Raw genomic sequence first — 17,082 nt, 5'->3', positions numbered from 1 at the left:
GGCGGTGCTTGTCACCTTAACTTTTGGAGTGAACCATGAGCGCTAAAAAACCTGTTGCAAGCAAACCCGCAGCCAGCAAACCTGCCGCCAGCAAACCTGATTACGTGATCGCCGACATCGGCCTGGCCGCCTGGGGCCGCAAGGAACTCAACATCGCCGAGACCGAAATGCCTGGCCTGATGGCCATCCGTGAAGAGTTTGCCAAAGAGCAGCCGCTCAAAGGTGCACGCATCACCGGCAGCCTGCACATGACGATCCAGACCGCGGTGTTGATCGAAACCCTGACCGCCTTGGGCGCGCAAGTGCGCTGGGCCTCGTGCAACATTTTCTCCACGCAAGACCACGCTGCTGCGGCCATCGCCGCCCAAGGTGTGCCGGTGTTTGCGATCAAGGGTGAAACCCTGGCCGACTACTGGGACTACACCCACCGTATTTTTGAATTCGACGGCAAAAAAGGCACAGCCGCCGAAGGCCCGAACATGATCCTCGACGACGGTGGTGACGCCACCTTGCTGATGCACCTGGGCACCAAGGCCGAGAAGAACCCCAAGTTGCTCGACAACCCCACCAGCGAAGAAGAAACCTGTTTGTATGCCGCCATTAAGGCCAAGCTCAAGCAAGACCCGACCTGGTACAGCCGCCGCCTGAAAAACATCATCGGCGTGACCGAAGAAACCACCACCGGTGTGCACCGTCTGAACGACATGAGCGCCAAGGGTGAACTGATGCTCCGCGCCATCAACGTCAACGACTCGGTGACCAAGAGCAAGTTTGACAACCTGTACGGTTGCCGCGAATCTCTGGTGGACGCCATCAAACGCGCTACGGACGTGATGATCGCGGGCAAGGTCGCCTGTGTGGTCGGTTACGGCGACGTGGGCAAGGGTTCCGCCCAAGCGCTGCGTGCACTGTCGGCTCAAGTTTGGGTGGTCGAGATCGACCCGATCAACGCGCTGCAAGCCGCGATGGAAGGTTACAAGGTTGTTACCACCGAATATGCCGCTGACAAGTGCGACATTTTTGTGACCTGCACCGGCAACAAAAACGTTATCACCTACAAACACATGGAGGCCATGAAAGACCAGGCCATCGTCTGCAACATCGGTCACTTTGACAACGAAATCGACGTGGCTTCGCTCGACAAATGCAAGTGGGAAGAAATCAAGCCGCAAGTGGACCATGTGATCTTCCCGGCCAAGGGCAAGAAGCCGTCCAAACGCATCATCCTGTTGGCCAAGGGCCGTCTGGTGAACCTGGGCTGTGGCACCGGCCACCCGAGCTTTGTCATGTCGTCCAGCTTTGCCAACCAGACCATTGCGCAGATCGAGCTGTTCACCAAACCCAAGGCCTACAAGGTTGGCAAGGTGTACGTGTTGCCCAAGCTGCTCGACGAAAAAGTGGCACGCCTGCACCTGAAAAAAGTCGGCGCGATGCTCAGCGAGCTGACCGACGAACAAGCCGCCTACATTGGCGTCGACAAAGCCGGCCCGTACAAGGCCGACACGTATCGGTATTGAACCACCCCCGAAGCGCCTGCGGCGCTTCCCCCTCAAGGGGGCGATACCAGCCGATCGGCGAAGCCGGTTCGACGGTATCCCACGGTTGAAGGGCGAGGCTGTGGTGTTTAACTTGGAGATGTATGCGAATTGACCAACTGCTGGTGCAACGTGGCTTGGCCAGCACCCGATCCCAGGCCCAGCGCCTGATTTCGGGTGGGGTGCAATGGTTACACGGCGACGTGTGGCGCAAGGTGGCCAAAAATGGCGACGATGTGCCACCAGATGCCGAGCTGCAGTTGCTGGACGACGCCGAGGCACGTTATGTGTCGCGCGGTGGCCTCAAGCTGGAGGCGGCGCTTAAACACGTTGGCCTGTCGGTGGCCGGCCTGCAATGCCTGGACGTGGGCCAAAGCACCGGTGGTTTCACCGACTGCCTGCTGCAACACGGCGCAACGTTCGTGGTGGGGGTGGATGTGGGCACTGCCCAGCTGCACCCCCAGTTGCGTGCCGACCCGCGGGTGTTGTGTGTCGAGGGTGTCAATGCGCGCGCACTCGATGCTGCTGATTTGGTAGCTGCTTACCAAGACAGCACGGGGGCTGAGGGCCAGTTTTATCTGGAAGACGACGACCTGGACGACGAAGCCGCGGCAGCGCGTGAACCGCATGAGGTGGACGACGACACCGCATCGGCAGAGAGCGACTTTGTCCCCGAGTTTGACCTGATCGTGGCCGACCTGTCCTTCATCTCGCAGACCCTGGTGTTGCCCGCCGTGGTGCCACTGCTCAAGGCCGGGGGCACGCTGCTGACCCTGGTCAAGCCGCAGTTTGAATTGCAACCCGGCCAGGTCGGCAAGGGTGGCATTGTCAAAGACGCAGCCATGTATGCCCTGGTCGAGCAGCGTCTGCGCGACAGCTGTGCCGAGCTGGGCCTCACGGTCACCCACTGGTTTGATTCATCGATAACAGGCGGTGACGGCAACCGCGAATTTTTCATCTGCGCCCGCCGCTCGGGTGCGGCTGAGTAACTTGAAATCTTGTGACCCGCTGCCCGCCACCCTGGGCTGACAGCGCGGTTCACACCACTTTGTAAAGGCGTGTCATGACCGCTTCTTCACGACTCCCTGTCAGCATTGAATTTTTCCCGCCCAAAACCCCTGAAGGCGTGGAAAAGCTGCGTCTGGTGCGCCAGGCCCTGTATGCGCTGAAGCCCGAGTTTTGCTCGGTGACCTTTGGCGCGGGCGGCTCCACCCAAGAGGGCACTTTCAACACCGTGCGCGACATCCTGGCCGAAGGCGCCTCAGCCGCGTCCCACTTGTCGTGTATCGGCGCCACCCGCGCCGGTGTGCGCGAACAGCTGGCCACCCTGCAAGCCATGGGTGTCAAACGCCTGGTGGCCCTGCGCGGTGATTTGCCCAGTGGTTATGGCGCGGGCGGTGAATTCCAGTACGCCAGCGACCTGGTGGCCTTCATCCGTGCCGAGACCGGTGACAGGTTCCACATCGAGGTGGCGGCCTACCCCGAAATCCACCCCCAGGCCAAGTCGCCCGAGAGTGACCTCCAGGCCTTTGCCAGCAAGGTGCAGGCCGGTGCCAACTCGGCCATCACCCAGTATTTCTACAGCGCCGATGCCTACTTCCGTTTTGTCGAAGACGCCGACGCGCTGGGTGTGCAGGTGCCGGTGGTGCCGGGCATCATGCCGATCACCAGTTCCACCCAATTGATGCGTTTCAGCGACGCCTGCGGCGCCGAGATCCCACGCTGGATCCGGCTGCGCCTGCAAGGTTTTGGCGACGACACCGCCTCCATCAAAGCTTTCGGTCTGGATGTGGTAACCGACCTGTGTGAACAGCTTCGCGCCGGTGGTGCGCCATCGCTGCACTTCTACACCATGAACCAGAGTGCTGCGGTGTTGGAGATCTGTGACCGGTTGGGGCTTTGATCTTGTTTTGATAGCTGGTAGCCCTTGATTTATAAGGGCTAGAGGCTGTTTTGGCCATGATTCCCTGTCTGCATGCCTCTTGCGGCTTGGCAGATGATTTTGGGCGATTGTGGTGGCTGGGAATGGGTTGGGGCGGCGGCCTCAACCTGCCAAAGGCCCAGAAAACGACGTTTCGGCGCAGCCAAATCGGCCGCCACCCCAACCCATCCCCTGCAGGCGAGCGGCGGTGATGCTCGGACGAGGGCACCCGATTTCATGACGCCACCGAAGTCTGGTTGGTGGCGGAATCGGGTACTTAGGGTTGCGGCTCCATAACAGTCATTCCGCCCCAAATTCAGGTGCGTTGTCCGGCGATCGTGACGCTCGCCTACGGCACCGGATTGCGTGCCAATGAAGTGATCTTATTGACGTCGCCCGATCAATCGCTCTCCGCACGGCAATTCAACCGTGCTGTTGACTTGTGCTCGCCAGTTGCAACGGTTCACCCGTTTCAGCGGTACAGCCGGCAGCGGTGAGCAGCACATCGGTGGAGGAGTTCAGGGCGGTCTCGGTCGAGTCCTGTATCACGCTGATGACAAAGCCGATCGCCACCACCTGCATGGCCACATCGTTCGAAATGCCGAACAGCGACGTGGCCATCGGGATCAGCAGCAGCGAGCCGCCCGCCACCCCTGACACGCCGGCGGCGGCGAACGAGGACACGACGCACAGCAGTAGCGCGGTCGGTACATCGACATGAATGCCCAGTGTGTGCGTGGCGGCCAGGGCCATCACCGAGATCGTGATGGCTGCCCCGGCCATGTTGATCGTGGCGCCCAGCGGAATGGTGATCGAATAGGTGTCCTCGTGCAGGCCCAAACGCTTGCACAGTGCGAGGTTGATCGGGATATTGGCTGCCGAGCTGCGGGTGAAGAAGGCGGTCACGCCGCTCTCACGCAAGCAGGTGAAAACCAGGGGATAAGGATTGCTGTGAATCTTCCAGAACACGATCAGCGGGTTGATCACCAGCGCCACAAAAAGCATGCAACCGACGAGGACCAGCAGCAGATGCGCGTAGCCCAATAAGGCACCCAAACCCGATTCGCCCAGCGTGCCAGCGACCAGACCAAAGATACCCAGCGGCGCCAAACGGATGACCGTCTGCACGATGCGGGTCACCGCGTCGGCCAGGTCGTTGAGCGTCGTCCGCGTGGCAGCACTGGCGTGGCGCAGCGCCATGCCAAGGGCGACCGCCCACGCCAGGATGCCGATGAAGTTGCCTTCCAGCAGGGCTTTGACCGGACTGGTAAATATGCTCAGCAACAGGTTTTTGAGCACAACCACGATGCCACTCGGTGGTGTGCCAGCGGCCGGCGGTGCGCTCAGGACCAGCGTGGTTGGAAAGCTGAAGCTGGCGATGACGGCCACCGCGGCAGCGGCCAGCGTGCCAACAACATACAACATCAGGATCGGGCGAATATGGGTCGGCTGACCATGTTCGTGACTGGAGATGGCGGCCATCACCAGGATGAACACCAGGACTGGCGCGACCGCCTTCAGGCTGGAGATGAAGAGGTCGCCCAGTATCGCGACGGATGGGGTCGCACCGGGTGCGATCAGGGCCAGGGCGATGCCCAGGACCAGGCCGATCGCGATCTGGGCAATGAGGCTCAGGCGCATCAGTCGCTGCAGAGCCGTGGGGTTCGTGTTTTTCATGAATGAATCTCTTTGTGGGTAACTTGGTTGGTATGAAGGGGGGGCCCGGGCGGGGCTGCACGGGGCGCGAGGGTGGCGTTCTCAGCACTCGGGGAGGCTGACGGCGAGACTGCCGTGGGAGATTTCCTTGTATTTGTCCAGCTCGTCACGGCCAGTGTCGCGCACAGCAGGGATCACCTGGCCGAATGAGATGGCGTGCGCACCATCACCACGCAGCGCGAGTTGTGCGGTGTTGGTCATCTTGACAGAAGCCATCGCGCAGGTCGGTCCGACCTCAATCTGGCAGCCGACTGCGGCGGCGGGCAGAAAGCTGTCCATGTCGCGTGAGCCGCTGCGGGGTATGAAATTCATGTAGTACTGAAGCACGGGCGAGATGATACCGGCCGCGCCGACCGAGATCCTCGACAAGCCCGGCCCGCTGACATCGGTCAAGAGGTTCATCATCCGGCAGCATCCTTATTGATCGCAGCGGATTTTGTCGACGGTGCCAGGCCTGGGAGCCGTCAATACCTGGGCCTCGCAACACCATGAACGTTTTGACGGGAAGGGCTATCCGTTCCGATCACACGACCTCTCCTTCAGTTCACGCATCGTCGCGGTGGCAGATGTGTTGACTGCCATCACTGACAACCGTCCCTGGCGCAACGGCAGGACGAACGCACAGTGTCTGGCGGTGCTCGACAAATTGCTCTTCGATGGCACCCTCGCCCGCATGGCGCGACCTGATCCGGCATAAGATGCCGGTTGTTGAATAAATCAGCCTCTAGCCCTTATTCAATAAGGGCGGATAGCTATAAATGAAGTAGCGGCCCAAAGAGCCCCGGGCCACACCTATTAGCGCCCGTACACATCCTCAAAGCGCACGATGTCATCCTCGCCCAGGTAAGAGCCGGACTGCACCTCGATCATCTCCAGCGCCACCCGGCCCGGGTTCTCCAGGCGGTGGGTGGTGCCCAGCGGGATGAAGGTGGACTGGTTTTCCGAGAGCAAAAACACCTCTTCGCCTTTGGTGATGCGTGCTGTGCCGCTGACCACAATCCAGTGTTCGGCGCGGTGGTGGTGCATCTGCAGGCTCAGCACACCACCGGGTTTGACCACAATGCGTTTGACCTGGAAGCGCTCGCCCCGGTCCACACCGTCGTACGAACCCCAGGGCCGGAACACCTTGCGGTGGATGCTGCCCTCGGGGCGCTTTTGGGCCTTGAGCTGGTCCACAATTTTTTTCACGTCTTGCGTCTTGTCCTTGTGCGACACCAGGATGGCGTCAGCGGTTTCGACCACCACCAGGTCACTGACACCGACACAAGCCACCAGGCGGCCTTCTGACAGGGCCAGGGTGTTCTCGCAGTCCTGCAGCAGCACATCACCCTGCACCACGTTGCCCGACGCGTCCTTGGGCAGCACCTGCCACAACGCGTCCCAGGCGCCCACGTCAGACCAGCCTGCGTTGAGCGGCAGCACCACCCCGGCAGGCAGTGTGCTGCTGCTGGTGTTGGCGGCAATGCGCTCCATCACCGCGTAGTCGATCGAGTCGCTCGGGCAGGCGGCAAACAGCTCTTTGCCCACGCGCACAAATTCGCCATCGGTCTGGCCGACCTCCCAGGCGCTCTGGCAAGCCGCCAGGATGTCGGCACGGCAGACCCCCAGGGCTGAGAGCCAGACCGAGGCGCGCATCATGAACAGGCCGCTGTTCCACAGGTAGTTGCCCGCGTCCAGGTAAGACTGGGCGGTGGTTAGGTCGGGTTTTTCAACAAAACGGGCGATGCTGCGCGCGGCGGCGTCGGCGCTGCCAAACGGCTCACCGGTCTGGATGTAGCCATAACCGGTTTCAGGTGCGTCAGGGGTGATGCCAAAGGTGACCACTGCGCCTGCGTCGGCCAGTGCCGCACCCCGGCTGACCACATCCTGGAACGCTGCCACGTTGGTGATGACATGGTCAGCTGGCATCACCAGCAGCACCGGGTCTGCTCCACCTTTGCTAGCTGCTAACGCAGCCAGTGTCAGGGCTGGGGCGGTATTTCTGCCACAAGGCTCGAGCACCACGGTGCCACTTTCACCGAGCAGGCGCAGCTGCTCAGCAATCACAAAACGGTACTCTTCGTTGCACACCACCATCGGTGTGGTCAGGCTCACGCCCGGGGTGCCGGTGACGCGGCGCACGGTGGCTTGCAGGAGCGAGTCCTGGCCAACCAGGCTCAGCAACTGTTTGGGGTATTTTTCGCGGGACAGGGGCCACAGGCGGGTGCCGGAGCCACCGGACAAAACCACGGGCTGAACGAGGACAGGTGTGTTCATACGGTAAGACGGATGGATGTGAATGTTCAGAGGACCTGGGCTCAGGCGCGGGAGTCGCCCCAGCGCAATTGCGCGGTTTCATCACCGCGGTAGAGGGTTTCGCCGGACTGGTCGACACAGTAGGTGGGCGAGACGATCATTTCCTTGAAGGTCATGTCGGCGGCAATGCGGGTGTATTCGAACAGGATGCTGCGCACCACCTTGGCGCCTGAGCGGATGTGGCAGCCGTGGCCGATCCAGCTCGGGCCAATGATGCTGGCGCCGGGTTCGATGCGCACGCTCGAGCCAATGTAGACCGGGCCTTCGATGGTGACCTGGTCCCAAGGGATTTGGGTGTTCAGACCGACCCAGATGCCGGGTTTGACCTCGCGCCCAGGCATGTTCATCTGCGCCACTTCGCCGCGCAACACACGCTGCAACACCGCCCAGTAGTCGCTCACGCGGCCGATGTCGATCCAGTTGAAAAAACGTTTCTGCGCAAAAAACGGCGCCTTGCTTTCCACCAACTGCGGGAACAGTTGTGAGCCGATGTCATAGACCTGGCCGGGCGGAATCAGCTTGAGCACCTCGGGCTCAAAGATGTAGATGCCGGTGCTGGCGGCCGTGGATTTAGCCTCGGAGGGTTTGGGTTTTTCCTGAAACGACAGGATCTGACCGTTGTCATCGGCCACCACCATGCCGTAGTTCTCCACCTCGCTCAAGGGCACATCGAGTGTCACCACGCTGGCAATCGCGCCTTTGAGTTTGTGCTCGGCGAGCGCCGCGCCAATGTCCAGGTCGATGATCGCATCGCCACACAGCACCAGGGTGGTTTCGTCGAAGAAACCGCTGAAATCCTGGATGCGGCGCATGCCCCCGGCCGAGCCGAAGGGTTTGGGCGTGACCTCGCCGTGTTCGCGCACACCTTCGTAGGCGTAACCAATTTGGACGCCCCAGCGGTGGCCGTCGCCAAAATATTGCTCGATCTTGTGGTGGTTGTAGGCCACGTTGACCATGATCTCCTTGATGCCGTAGCTGGCCAGGTGTTCGATCAGGTACTCCATCACCGGTTTGCCCAGGATCGGGATCATCGGTTTGGGCAAATCCTTGGTGAGTGGTCGTACCCGGGTGCCCTGTCCGGCGGCCAGAATCATGCCTTTAGCCATGGTGAAAACCTCTGCTTGTCATTGTTGAAACTCCCAAAAAAGAAAAAATCAGGCGGCTGGCCCATACCCTTGTGGGTTGGCGCTTTGCCAGCGCCAGCTGTCGGCGCACATGGCCTGCAGGTCACGCTGGGCCTGCCAGCCCAGCAGGCTCTTGGCGTAGGCCGGGTCGGCGTAACAGGCAGCCACGTCCCCCGGGCGGCGTGGTGAAATTTGGTAGGGCACGGGTTTGCCGCTGGCGGCCTCAAAGGCATGCACCATGTCGAGCACGCTGTAGCCGATGCCGGTGCCCAGGTTGACGGCAAAACTTTGGCCATCACGCTGCAAGGTTTGCAGCGCGGCCAGATGGCCCAGGGCCAGGTCCACCACGTGGATGTAGTCGCGCACACCGGTGCCGTCGGGGGTGGGGTAGTCATTGCCCCAGACGTTCAAAAACGCGCGTTTGCCAATGGCCACCTGGGCCACAAAAGGCATCAGGTTGTTGGGCACACCTTGCGGGTCTTCCCCAATCAGGCCGCTGGCGTGGGCGCCCACCGGGTTGAAATAACGCAGGATGCCGATTTGCCAGGAGGGGTCGCTGTGGGCGAGTTCGCGCAGCATGTTTTCGATCACCAGTTTGGTCTGGCCGTAGGGGTTGGTGGCCGAGAGGGGGTGGTCTTCGGTGAGCGGCAGGCGCTGCGGGTCGCCATACACCGTGGCCGAGGAACTGAACACCAGCGTTTTCACGTTACAGGCCTGCATGGCTTCCAGCAGCTTGACGGTGCCCAGCACATTGTTGTCGTAATACCGCAGCGGCTGCGCCACCGATTCACCCACCGCCTTGAGCCCGGCAAAGTGGATGACCGCGTTGGCACCGCTGGCCTGCAGCGCTGTCTGCAGGGCCGCCTGGTCGCGGATGTCCCCCTCGATAAAGCTCAGTTGTTTGCCGGTGATGCGTTCCACCCGGGCCAGCGCCTCGGGCTGGCTGTTGGAGAAGTTGTCAAACACCGTGACCTGGTGGCCCGCGTTGAGCAATTCGACGCAAGTGTGTGAACCGATGTAGCCGGCGCCGCCTGTGATGAAAATCATGATCGGGAGACCTGGAAGTGGGGACCTTTGGAGTTTAGACGGTCTGTGTGACCGTCTTTTGCACCTCACGGCCACCGTGGTGGGCGCCTGTCTTGCGCTACGCTATGCGCCACAAGCAATCTGTTGGAGATGATGATGTCTTTTGTTGTTCATGGCCGTGCGTTTGCGCACATTGCCGCGTTTCATCCCGAAATCACCGCCTTGCGCCGTGATTTGCATGCCCACCCGGAGCTCGGTTTTGAAGAGGTCTACACCGCCGCACGTGTCAAGCAGGCTTTGCAGCTGTGTGGGGTCGATGAGATCCACACCGGCATTGGCAAAACCGGCCTGGTGGCGGTGATCCGGGGCCAGCGCCAGAGCTCTGGCCGCATGATCGGTCTGCGTGCCGACATGGACGCGCTGGCGATGGCCGAGCACAACGACTTTGCCTGGAAGTCGTCCAAGCCTGGCCTGATGCACGGCTGTGGCCACGACGGCCACACCGCGATGTTGGTGGGTGCCGCCCGTTACTTGGCCGAGACACGCCGTTTTGACGGCACGGCGGTGCTGATTTTCCAGCCCGGTGAAGAGGGTTATGCCGGTGCCCAGGAAATGATCAACGACGGGCTGTTTGAGCGTTTTCCGGTGCAGTCGGTTTACGGCATGCACAACTGGCCCGCCATGCGCCCGGGAACCATCGGCCTGAACCCGGGGCCGATGATGGCGGCGGCGGACCGCGTCACGATTGAGATCACCGGCAAAGGGGGGCACGGCGCCCACCCTTACCAGACGATTGACCCGGTGCTGGTGGCCGGCCACATCATCACCGGGGTGCAAAGCATTGTGTCGCGCAATGTCAAGCCGGTGGACAGCGCGGTGATCAGCCTGTGCGCGCTGCAGGCCGGTGATGTGAACGCCATGAGTGTGATTCCCGGCAGCGCCACCCTGGTGGGCACGGTGCGCACCTTCAGCACCGCCGTGCAGTCCCTCGTGGAGCAGCGCCTGCAGGAGCTGTGCAGTGGTGTGGCACAGGCCTTTGGTGCCACTGCCGTGGTGACTTACGAGCGCATGTACCCGGCCACCATCAACACCGCGCCTGAGGCCCGTTTTGCAGGTGATGTGGCCGAAAGCCTGGTGGGTGCGGCGAACCTGGTGCGTGATCTGGAGCCGAGCATGGGTGCCGAAGATTTTTCGTTCATGCTGCGTGTGAAACCCGGCGCCTACATGCGGCTCGGGCAGGGCGCCGAGAACGGCTTGGGCAGCTGTTATTTGCACAACAGCCGCTACGACTTCAACGATGAGGTCTTGCCGCTGGGTGCCGCCCTGCACGCCAGCCTGGTGGAGCAGGGTATGCCGTTGGTTACTGCTTGATGCTGCTTAAAAAATAGCTACTAGCCCTTTATCTATAAGGGCTAGAGGCCAAAAAGTCTTGTAAGCTAGGCGTAGCGCTTGTTGCGCAGGTTGTTCTTCATCTCGCGCAGCAGCGGCTGCAAGGTGTCGCTGCCAATGCGCAGGGCCAGGCAGGTGGCCAGGATGTCGACAATCATCAGGTGCAAGAGGCGCGAGACCATTGGGCTGTAGCGCTCGTAACCCTCCGGGTGGTCGGCGGCCACATGGATGTCGCCAGCGCTGGCCAGCGGTGAGCCGCTGGCGGTGATCACGATGGCGATGGCGCCGTTTTTGCGGGCAATGTCGCAGGCGTCCATCAGGTCGCGGGTGCGTCCCGAGTTGCTGATCACCAGCACACAGTCGCCGCGTTGCATCAGGGAGGCACTCATCACCTGCATGTGGCCGTCGCTGTTGGCCACACCGTGGATGCCCAGGCGGAAGAATTTGTGCTGTGCATCACGCGCCACGATGCCCGAGTTGCCGACACCAAAAAACTCGATGCGCCGCCCGGCGTGGTAGGTGGCTGCGAGGGCGTCCACGGCGCGCTCAATCGCGCTGGCCGAGGCGTCGTTGCGGTATTTGAGGAAAGCCGCCACCGTGTTGTCGATCACCTTGACCATGATGTCGCTGGTCTTGTCGTCGGCGTCCACACTGCGGTGGATGTAGGGCACACCTTCACTGACGCTGCCCGCGAGCTTGTGTTTGAAGTCGCTCAGACCGTCGTAACCCACACTGCGGCAAAAGCGCACCACGGTGGGTTTGCTGACATGGGCGCGGTCCGCTAGCTCACTCACCGGCATCAAGGTGAAGCCGCGTGGGTCACTCAGCACCAGTTTGCCCACCCGTTGTTCGGCGGGTGCCAGAGAGGGCAGGGAAGCACGGATTCGGTCAAGCATGGTCTAACTCCCAAGTCAGCATTCTTCGCTCCAGCAGGAGTCGTCGCGCGCGATCATGGCGCTGGTGGCGCTGGGCCCCCAGGTGCCGCTGGCATAGGGGCGCGGGCCCTGGGCGTCGTTGCGCCAGTGGTCCAGGATCGGTTCGACCCAGCGCCAGGCTTCTTCCTGCTCGTCACTGCGCACAAACAGGTTCAGTCGGCCGTCCATCACGTCAAGCAGCAGGCGTTCATACGCGCCCACACGTTCGGCACCAAAACGTTTGTCAAAGTCCAGGTCCAGGTGCACCGGTGCCAGGTTGTTGGAGTTCTGGCGTTTGTCCTGGGCTTGCGCCAGCAGGTGTAACTCCAGCCCGTCCTTGGGTTGCAGGTTGATCACCAGCCGGTTCGCCATGCCGATCTGCGAGTTGAAGATGGCGTGGGGGGTGGGCCGGAAGTTCACCACAATGCGCGAGTCGCGGCCCGCCAGGCGTTTGCCGGTGCGGATGTAAAACGGCACACCGGCCCAGCGCCAGTTCATGATTTCGGTGCGCAGCGCGACAAAGGTTTCGGTGTTGCTGCTCGGGTTCACACCCAGTTCTTCGCGGTAGCCCGGCACCGCCTGGCCGGCAATGGCGCCGGCGCTGTACTGGCCGCGGATCACGTCCTGCGCCAGGGTTTCCGCCGTCCAGGGTTTGAGCGAGCGCAGCACCTTGAGCTTCTCGTCGCGGATCGCGTCGGCATGGGAGTTGATCGGCGGCTCCATGCCAATGGCGCACAACAGTTGCAGCGCATGGTTTTGCACCATGTCGCGCAGCGCGCCGGTGGTCTCATAAAAGGCACCACGTTTTTCCACACCCAGCTCTTCGGCAATCGTGATCTGGATGTTGGCAATGTGTTCACGCCGCCACAGCGGCTCGAACAAGGCGTTGCCAAAACGCAGGGCAAACAGGTTCTGCACCGCCGGTTTGCCCAGGTAGTGGTCAATGCGGTAGATCTGTTGCTCAGAAAACACCTGGCCCACCGTTTGGTTGATCGCGCGGTTGCTGGCCAGGTCGTGGCCCAGCGGTTTTTCCAGCACGATACGGGTGTGCGGCGTGTTCAGGCCGGCGGCGCGAAGTTGTTCGGCAATGGTGGCGAACAGGTTGGGTGCGGTGGCCAGGTACATCACCACGGTATCGGCCTGGCGCTGGTCCAGTTTGTTTTTCAGGAAGCTGTAGTGCTCGGGCTTGGACAGGTCCATGCTGACAAATTCCAGCAGCGCGGCGAAGCGGTCGAACTCTTCGCTGCTGGGGCGTTTTTCCAGCTCCACGTGGTCAAAACGCGAGGCGATCAGGGCGCGGTAACGCTCGTCGCTCAAATCATCTCGGCCAATGCCAATGATGCGCACACCGGCGGGCAGGGTGCCGTGTTTGAAAGCCTGGAACAAGGCGGGCATCAGCTTGCGCCAGCACAGATCGCCGGTGCCACCAAAAAGAACAAGGTCAAAACTCATAAGTCTGAAGGTGAGAGTGGTCGGATGAGTCGTGACTGTAACTTCGTTTCATCAAAGCTTGTAACCGGGTAACAATTTTGCGCAAGAAGCCCTCGTTGTTGGCGTTTCCCCGATGCGCGTGCCCCAAAAAAGGGATTAAAGTGGTGTCGTCACCAAACGGTAATTTATTTGTAGCGAATCTGTCATGACAACTTGGACCACCAACCTGGGTTTGTTTACCCATCCAGGTGCAGACACCAGGGTGCACATGATTCGGGCTGTTTGGCACCCCGTCGCTTTCCCGGTCCATCTCCCTCCCAAGCGCAGGCCGCTGATGGATGGCACTGTCGCTCTTTGGCCGCAGCAAGACCGGGACGGGGCACGATTTTTTTGAGGAGCTGATATGAAAAAAATGTTCGTTGTGTCGGTGCTGGCCGCTGCCAGTGGGTTTGTTCAAGCGCAAACCGTGAACGTGATTTGTTCGGTGCAAGCCGAATGGTGCAACATGATTGGCACCGTGTATGCCAAAACCACCGGAACCAAAATCAATGTGTCGATGAAGGGCTCCGGTGAGGCGCTGGCCCAGCTGATTGCCGAGAAAGACAACCCCAAGACCGACATCTGGTTTGGTGGCACTGGTGACCCGCATCTGCAGGCCGCCGAGCTGGGGCTGAGCCTGGAGTACAAATCACCGACCTTGCCCCAACTGCAGAGCTGGGCGCAACAGCAGGCACAACAGTCGGGCTACCGCACCGTGGGTATTTACTCCGGTCCGCTCGGTTTTGGTTACAACACCGAGCTGCTGGCCAAGAAAAAAATGCAGCCACCCAAGACCTGGGCCGACCTGCTCAACCCGGCGCTCAAGGGCGACATCCAGTCCGCCAACCCGGCTTCGAGCGGCACCGCCTACACCATGGTGGCCACGCTGGTGCAGTTGATGGGCGAGGACAAGGCGTTTGAGTACCTGAAAAAGCTGCATGCCAACATCAGCCAATACACCCGCAGCGGTACTGGCCCGATCAAGGCTGTGGCACGTGGTGAAACCATGGTGTCGATCAGTTTTGTGCACGACGCGCCGGGCGAAAAGATGAATGGTTTCCCGATCGAGGCGGTGACACCGACCGACGGCACCGGTGCCGAAATTGGCTCGATGAGCATCATCAAGGGCGCGCGCAATATGGATGCCGCCAAGAAGTTCTACGAGTGGGCGCTGACACCGGCAGCCCAGGAAATGGCGGCCGCTGCCAAGCAGTTCCAGGTGCCCTCCAACAAGGCGGCCAAGGTCGACCCCCGTGTGCCGGACTTCAAGAAAATCAAGTTCATCAACTACGACTACGCCAAATACGGCGCCTCGGCTGAGCGCAAGCGCCTGATTGCCCGCTGGGAAAAGGAAGTCAATTCCCTGCCGCGTTGACCCCGTCCTGCCAGTTCAAACCTGGGCGCAGCGGGTCTAGCGCCCGGTCTGGTGGCGGCGTTGAGCGCCGCCTTGTGTGATTTACCTTGAGCTTCTTGTGAACAAACATCCCAATCAGGCGATCCGCCTCTGGATCGCCCTTGGCCTGCTGGCCTATCTTTTATTGCCGTGGTACGCCATCCAGGACACCGCCTGGTACAGCGTGTTGCCGCAGATTTTTGCGGGCCCGGACACCGCCAATGGCCTGGTACAAACCGTGGTGCATGGTCGCGTCTGGCTCGGCCTGGGCCTGGTCGGCTTGGGGCTGTGTGCCGTGAGTCTGTGGCTGCCGGCAGGCAGGTCACAAAGTGGCTGGCTGCTGGGTGGGGGCTTGCTGGGTTTTGTGGGGCTGCTGGCCAGTGGTTTCATGATTGGCGCCCGGGGCTGGTCGTTTGCCGCGTTGAACACGCAATTTGGTGAGTTGGCGGTCAACCAGTACGGCATTGGCATGGGTGCTTTCATCGCCTTGCTGGCGCTGGTGATGCTCACCGCGTTTGGGCTGGCGCGCCGGGGCTATTTCAAGGGGGATATGTTCATCGCCTCGTCGGTGCTGGGCTGCTCGGTGCTGCTGCTGCTGTTCATCGCCTTTCCGGTGACCAAGGCACTCTACGGTGCGTTCCTCAACGAAGAAGGCCACTGGGCCTGGTCGGCGATTTTTGAGCGCATCGGCAACGAGCGCGTCTGGGGCCTGGGCTGTGTGAGTGGTGGCATGCGTTGTGGGGTGGCCTGGAACACCTTGTTCCTGGCCCTGCTGACCGCCACCGGCACCGTGATTCTGGGCACCATGATGGCCTTGCTGGCCGAGCGCAGTGCCGGGCCACGGGTGCAGACACCGCTGCGTGTGGTGGCGCTGCTGCCTATCATCACGCCGCCGTTTGTGGTGGGTTTGGGCCTGATCCTGCTGTTTGGCCGCGCCGGTGTGGTCAACCAGTTTCTTGAATACGCCTTTGACTTGCCGCCCACCCGCTGGTTCTACGGTTTGTTTGGCATCTGGATTGCCCAGTTGTTTGCCTTCACCCCGATTGCCTTCATGATCATGCGGGGGGTGGTGCAAGGGGTGGCGCCGAGTATGGAAGAAGCTGCGCAGACCCTGCGTGCCAGCCGCACCAAAACCTTTTTCACCGTGACCCTGCCGCTGCTCAAGCCGGGCCTGGCCAATGCCTTTCTGGTGGGGTTTATTGAGAGCATTGCCGACTTTGGCAACCCGATTGTGGTGGGCGGGCAGTTCTCGGTGTTGTCCACCGACATCTTTTTTGCCATCGTGGGCGCCCAGTATGACCAGGGCAAGGCGGCCTCGCTGGCCTGGATTCTGACGATGTTTGCGCTGGCGGTGTTTGCGATGCAACGCGCTCTGTTGGGCAAACAAAACTACACCACGGTCAGCGGCAAGGGCGACGCCGGTATCCCGATGGCCCTGCCCGACGGAGTGCGCCGGGTGCTCAACTTGGTGGTGTACCCCTGGCTGGCGTTCACCGTGGTGGTTTACCTGTTTGCTTTTGCCGGTGGTTTTGTGCAGACCTGGGGCCGCGACTACACCCTGACCCTGGCCCACTTCAACACCGCTTTTGGCCTGGAGTGGGGCGACTTTGGGCTGGTCTGGGCCGGCACCGCCTGGAACTCCTTTTTCACCACCGTCAAGCTCGCCGGACTGGCTGCCCCGATGACCGCTGCGGTGGGGCTGCTGATTGCCTACCTGCTGGCGCGAACCGAGTTTCGCGGTCAGGGCGGTTTTGAATTTGTGGCACTGCTGGCTTTTGCCATCCCCGGCACGGTGCTCGGCGTGAGTTACATCCTGGCCTTCAATGTGCCGCCGGTGGAGCTGACCGGCACTGGGCTGATCATTGTGCTGTCGTTCATGTTCCGCAATCTGCCGGTGGGTGTGCGGGCCGGTACCGCCGCCTTCAAGCAACTTGACAAGTCGCTTGACGAGGCGTCGGTGATGTTGCGCGCCTCCACCTTGCAGACATTGCGCCATGTGGTCTTGCCCTTGCTGAAGCCCGCACTGGTGGCCGCGCTGGTCTACAGCTTTGTGCGCGCCATGACCACGGTGAGTGCGGTGATCTTTCTGGTGACGGCCGAGAACGAGCTGGCCACCTCTTACATCATTGGCCGGGTGGGCAATGGCGACTACGGTGTGGCGCTGGCCTATTGCACCGTGTTAATCATCCTGATGTCGGCGGCGATTGCCCTGATCCAGTTTCTGGTGGGTGAACGCAAACTGGGCCGCCGCAAGATCGGCCTGAAGCCTCCCGCCATCGCAGCCCACTAATTTCCTGAG

General features: G+C 61.3%; 14 protein-coding genes. 7 read left to right on the top strand and 7 right to left on the bottom strand.

Features of this window, described 5'->3' with window-relative positions; genetic code table 11:
• Nucleotides 1–35 precede the first annotated feature (35 nt).
• From ahcY to metF, 3 genes are all read left to right on the top strand, one after another.
• Complete coding sequence (gene ahcY, locus RF819_RS06750) at nt 36–1,517, top strand: adenosylhomocysteinase (RefSeq protein ID WP_078364273.1); 1,482 nt, start codon at nt 36–38, stop codon at nt 1,515–1,517.
• A 122-nt stretch (nt 1,518–1,639) separates the two neighbouring features.
• A complete protein-coding gene (locus RF819_RS06745) occupies nt 1,640–2,524 on the top strand; it encodes a TlyA family RNA methyltransferase (protein ID WP_078364272.1) in 885 nt (294 codons plus the stop codon).
• 74 nt (nt 2,525–2,598) lie between these two features.
• The gene (metF, locus tag RF819_RS06740; protein WP_078364271.1) at nt 2,599–3,438 is read left to right on the top strand and encodes a methylenetetrahydrofolate reductase [NAD(P)H]; all 840 of its coding nucleotides are present in this window, start codon (nt 2,599–2,601) and stop codon (nt 3,436–3,438) included.
• A 441-nt stretch (nt 3,439–3,879) separates the two neighbouring features.
• Here the strand turns inward: metF and sstT are convergent, their stop codons facing one another.
• Nucleotides 3,880–5,133, bottom strand: a complete 1,254-nt coding sequence (gene sstT / locus RF819_RS06735) for a serine/threonine transporter SstT (RefSeq protein ID WP_078364270.1) — start codon at nt 5,131–5,133, stop codon at nt 3,880–3,882.
• A gap of 81 nt (nt 5,134–5,214) precedes the next feature.
• The gene (locus RF819_RS06730; protein WP_158081241.1) at nt 5,215–5,484 is read right to left on the bottom strand and encodes an L-serine ammonia-lyase, iron-sulfur-dependent, subunit alpha; all 270 of its coding nucleotides are present in this window, start codon (nt 5,482–5,484) and stop codon (nt 5,215–5,217) included.
• 124 nt (nt 5,485–5,608) lie between these two features.
• Between RF819_RS06730 and RF819_RS06725 the strand changes: the two genes are divergently transcribed.
• A complete protein-coding gene (locus tag RF819_RS06725; RefSeq protein WP_158081240.1) occupies nt 5,609–5,869 on the top strand; it encodes an HD-GYP domain-containing protein in 261 nt (86 codons plus the stop codon).
• 98 nt (nt 5,870–5,967) lie between these two features.
• On the opposite strand, the gene RF819_RS06720 is transcribed toward RF819_RS06725, so the two are convergent.
• The 3 genes from RF819_RS06720 to galE are packed head-to-tail and all read right to left on the bottom strand — an operon-like array spanning nt 5,968 to nt 9,638.
• A complete protein-coding gene (locus RF819_RS06720) occupies nt 5,968–7,428 on the bottom strand; it encodes a mannose-1-phosphate guanylyltransferase/mannose-6-phosphate isomerase (protein WP_078364267.1) in 1,461 nt (486 codons plus the stop codon).
• A 41-nt stretch (nt 7,429–7,469) separates the two neighbouring features.
• Nucleotides 7,470–8,573, bottom strand: a complete 1,104-nt coding sequence (locus RF819_RS06715) for a nucleotidyltransferase family protein (RefSeq protein ID WP_078364266.1) — start codon at nt 8,571–8,573, stop codon at nt 7,470–7,472.
• Nucleotides 8,574–8,621: 48 nt separating this feature from the next.
• Nucleotides 8,622–9,638: a UDP-glucose 4-epimerase GalE gene (gene galE, locus RF819_RS06710; RefSeq protein ID WP_078364265.1), complete on the bottom strand. Its 1,017-nt coding sequence runs from the start codon at nt 9,636–9,638 to the stop codon at nt 8,622–8,624.
• A 135-nt stretch (nt 9,639–9,773) separates the two neighbouring features.
• Here galE and RF819_RS06705 point away from each other — a divergent pair, with 135 nt between their 5' ends.
• On the top strand, nt 9,774–10,988 hold the full coding sequence (locus RF819_RS06705; protein ID WP_242473296.1) for a M20 aminoacylase family protein: 1,215 nt from the start codon (nt 9,774–9,776) through the stop codon (nt 10,986–10,988).
• A gap of 65 nt (nt 10,989–11,053) precedes the next feature.
• Here the strand turns inward: RF819_RS06705 and RF819_RS06700 are convergent, their stop codons facing one another.
• Both RF819_RS06700 and zwf read right to left on the bottom strand, forming a co-directional pair.
• Entirely contained in the window at nt 11,054–11,902 is an 849-nt protein-coding gene (locus RF819_RS06700) for a MurR/RpiR family transcriptional regulator (protein ID WP_078364263.1), read from the bottom strand.
• Nucleotides 11,903–11,917: 15 nt separating this feature from the next.
• Nucleotides 11,918–13,372: a glucose-6-phosphate dehydrogenase gene (gene zwf / locus RF819_RS06695; RefSeq protein ID WP_078364262.1), complete on the bottom strand. Its 1,455-nt coding sequence runs from the start codon at nt 13,370–13,372 to the stop codon at nt 11,918–11,920.
• A gap of 382 nt (nt 13,373–13,754) precedes the next feature.
• Here zwf and RF819_RS06690 point away from each other — a divergent pair, with 382 nt between their 5' ends.
• Together RF819_RS06690 and RF819_RS06685 are read left to right on the top strand one after the other, a co-directional pair.
• Complete coding sequence (locus RF819_RS06690; protein ID WP_078364261.1) at nt 13,755–14,765, top strand: ABC transporter substrate-binding protein; 1,011 nt, start codon at nt 13,755–13,757, stop codon at nt 14,763–14,765.
• A gap of 97 nt (nt 14,766–14,862) precedes the next feature.
• A complete protein-coding gene (locus RF819_RS06685) occupies nt 14,863–17,073 on the top strand; it encodes an ABC transporter permease (protein WP_143541620.1) in 2,211 nt (736 codons plus the stop codon).
• The last annotated feature ends 9 nt before the right edge of the window (nt 17,074–17,082 follow it).

The organism is Rhodoferax fermentans, from assembly GCF_002017865.1.
GTDB lineage: Bacteria > Pseudomonadota > Gammaproteobacteria > Burkholderiales > Burkholderiaceae_C > Rhodoferax > Rhodoferax fermentans.
Note: the sequence above shows the minus strand (reverse complement) of the source record. Positions and strands in the feature narration are given on the sequence as shown.

Excerpts from the sequence above, each read along its gene's own strand:
- ahcY (WP_078364273.1), top strand. The coding sequence starts at position 36 with ATGAGCGCTAAAAAACCTGTTGCAAGCAAACCCGCAGCCAGCAAACCT.
- RF819_RS06745 (WP_078364272.1), top strand. The coding sequence starts at position 1,640 with ATGCGAATTGACCAACTGCTGGTGCAACGTGGCTTGGCCAGCACCCGA.
- metF (WP_078364271.1), top strand. The coding sequence starts at position 2,599 with ATGACCGCTTCTTCACGACTCCCTGTCAGCATTGAATTTTTCCCGCCC.
- sstT (WP_078364270.1), bottom strand. The coding sequence starts at position 5,133 with ATGAAAAACACGAACCCCACGGCTCTGCAGCGACTGATGCGCCTGAGC.
- RF819_RS06730 (WP_158081241.1), bottom strand. The coding sequence starts at position 5,484 with ATGAATTTCATACCCCGCAGCGGCTCACGCGACATGGACAGCTTTCTG.
- RF819_RS06720 (WP_078364267.1), bottom strand. The coding sequence starts at position 7,428 with ATGAACACACCTGTCCTCGTTCAGCCCGTGGTTTTGTCCGGTGGCTCC.
- RF819_RS06715 (WP_078364266.1), bottom strand. The coding sequence starts at position 8,573 with ATGGCTAAAGGCATGATTCTGGCCGCCGGACAGGGCACCCGGGTACGA.
- galE (WP_078364265.1), bottom strand. The coding sequence starts at position 9,638 with ATGATTTTCATCACAGGCGGCGCCGGCTACATCGGTTCACACACTTGC.
- RF819_RS06705 (WP_242473296.1), top strand. The coding sequence starts at position 9,774 with ATGTCTTTTGTTGTTCATGGCCGTGCGTTTGCGCACATTGCCGCGTTT.
- RF819_RS06700 (WP_078364263.1), bottom strand. The coding sequence starts at position 11,902 with ATGCTTGACCGAATCCGTGCTTCCCTGCCCTCTCTGGCACCCGCCGAA.
- zwf (WP_078364262.1), bottom strand. The coding sequence starts at position 13,372 with ATGAGTTTTGACCTTGTTCTTTTTGGTGGCACCGGCGATCTGTGCTGG.
- RF819_RS06690 (WP_078364261.1), top strand. The coding sequence starts at position 13,755 with ATGAAAAAAATGTTCGTTGTGTCGGTGCTGGCCGCTGCCAGTGGGTTT.